At 39.8% G+C, this 1,621-nt stretch carries 2 protein-coding genes and 1 pseudogene; 1 reads left to right on the top strand and 2 read right to left on the bottom strand.

Going from position 1 to position 1,621, the window contains the following annotated elements; all coding sequences use genetic code 11:
* Nucleotides 1-200: 200 nt before the first annotated feature.
* Both AB4653_RS08480 and AB4653_RS08475 read right to left on the bottom strand, forming a co-directional pair.
* Entirely contained in the window at nt 201-494 is a 294-nt protein-coding gene (locus AB4653_RS08480; RefSeq protein WP_017101335.1) for a HigA family addiction module antitoxin, read from the bottom strand.
* A gap of 89 nt (nt 495-583) precedes the next feature.
* Nucleotides 584-811 (bottom strand): annotated as a pseudogene (locus AB4653_RS08475) (type II toxin-antitoxin system RelE/ParE family toxin); the annotation flags it as partial.
* 73 nt (nt 812-884) lie between these two features.
* Between AB4653_RS08475 and AB4653_RS08470 the strand changes: the two are divergent.
* The gene (locus AB4653_RS08470; RefSeq protein ID WP_102258639.1) at nt 885-1,568 is read left to right on the top strand and encodes an IS6 family transposase; all 684 of its coding nucleotides are present in this window, start codon (nt 885-887) and stop codon (nt 1,566-1,568) included.
* The last annotated feature ends 53 nt before the right edge of the window (nt 1,569-1,621 follow it).

Here is a 1,621-nt window from a genome sequence, read left to right as displayed (position 1 = left end):
TATATTTGCGACAGAACCGAAGAAAGTGAGTGATTTTTGCGATCTCGTAGCTATTAGAGAAAGGAAGTGTGCAAAAACCACTCAAAAGTTGGCTATAACATATTGTGCATTAAACACAAAAACGACTCCTTATTGAGAGCCGTTTTTATTGGGATTCTACTTTTACTATTTGGTGTTCTTTATATTTTTCTCATTAACAATTAAGCTTGTGTTTTAAATGGGATAATTGGTGTTTCTATTTCCATGCTTTCAGCTTCCCAAGTATCTAATTTAGCTTGCATCATAATCCAAATACCAACGCCAGTTCCGGTCGTTTCTGCTAGGCGTCTAGCCATTGCATGTGAGCATTTGGCTTTACCGTTAACAAATTCACTTAGTGCTTTTCTTGTTACACCTAAGTTCACTGCTGCTTCGGTAATTGATATTCCTCTTTCATCCAAAATAGTGTGTTTAAAAAACTTACCTGGATGTGATGGTTTTCTCGTCATTCTCATTTCTACTCTCCTAAAGCCTACCTTGTATGTAACGAGATAGACTAAGGTCACATATATCGTGACCCGTAACCTAATCTTTTATTAGGCAGCTATCGGGCTTTTATTTTTTTCCCGTGATAATCGATATAATCAAGAAATTCAGCGCCTTCATCTTGTATTTGAAAAGTTATTCGCCAATTTCCATTAACTTTTATACTGTAAACCCCTTTACCAGAACCTTTCTTTTCAGAAAATTTATCTCTATAAATTGCTTTCAGATCTTTAGGGTGGTGTGAAGCATCGACAGCATCCAGTATAAACGCAATGCTATCGATGTGATTTGGTTCTGTCGCAAACTTTGAGTCATTAAGTTAAGATTTGCTTAATTTCTCTTCATGAGACTGATTCTTAATGTTTAAAGGCTGCCACTTCCCCTCTGAAGTTATTCTCGAAACCGTACGTTATTACCTCGCCTATAAACTCAGTTATCGTGAAATTGAAGATATTCAATTAGAGCGCGGTGTCGTTGTAGATCACGCCACGATTAATCGTTGGGTTATCAAATTTACGCCAATATTAGAGCACAAAGCGAGGTGTAGAAAGAAGCCCGTGTCTGACTCGTGGCGAATGGATGAAACCTACATCAAAGTAAAAGGCCAGTGGGTCTACTACTACCGAGCCGTCGATAAATTTGGGAAAGTGATCGATTATTATCTTAGCCCTAACCGTGATGAAGCTGCTGCTAAAGCCTTTCTGAATAAGGCGATTGCACAAAATGGTTTACCAAGCAGAGTCGTCATAGACGGAAGTAAGAGTAACTACGCGGCAATTGATTCGATGAATGTACAGCTCTGGTTGACGGGGTATTTTATGCTCTCCTTGGTAGAGATTTTGGACATTAAATATCTGAACAATATCGTTGAGCAGAGTCACCGTTGGGTGAAGCAAAAAACACGTCAAGCGCTGGGTTGGAAGTCAACGGAAGGAGCCTTGGCCAGTTTGCATGGGCGAGAAGTGTGGACGATGTTAAAACAAGAGCAGATAGATATTGAAGGGCAGACGGCCTTTGAGCGATTCTACGCACTCGCAGTATAATTGTATCTGTAGGATGGGTCTGTCACGGCTCTAACTATATTTGCGACAGAACC

The sequence above is a fragment of the Vibrio sp. 10N.222.48.A3 genome, from assembly GCF_041475345.1.
GTDB classification, from domain to species: domain Bacteria; phylum Pseudomonadota; class Gammaproteobacteria; order Enterobacterales; family Vibrionaceae; genus Vibrio; species Vibrio tasmaniensis_A.
This window is presented reverse-complemented; position numbering and strand designations above follow the sequence as displayed.

What these genes read in the sequence shown, in the direction of transcription:
- AB4653_RS08480 (WP_017101335.1), bottom strand. Translation starts at nt 494, where the DNA reads ATGAGAATGACGAGAAAACCATCACATCCAGGTAAGTTTTTTAAACAC.
- AB4653_RS08470 (WP_102258639.1), top strand. Translation starts at nt 885, where the DNA reads ATGTTTAAAGGCTGCCACTTCCCCTCTGAAGTTATTCTCGAAACCGTA.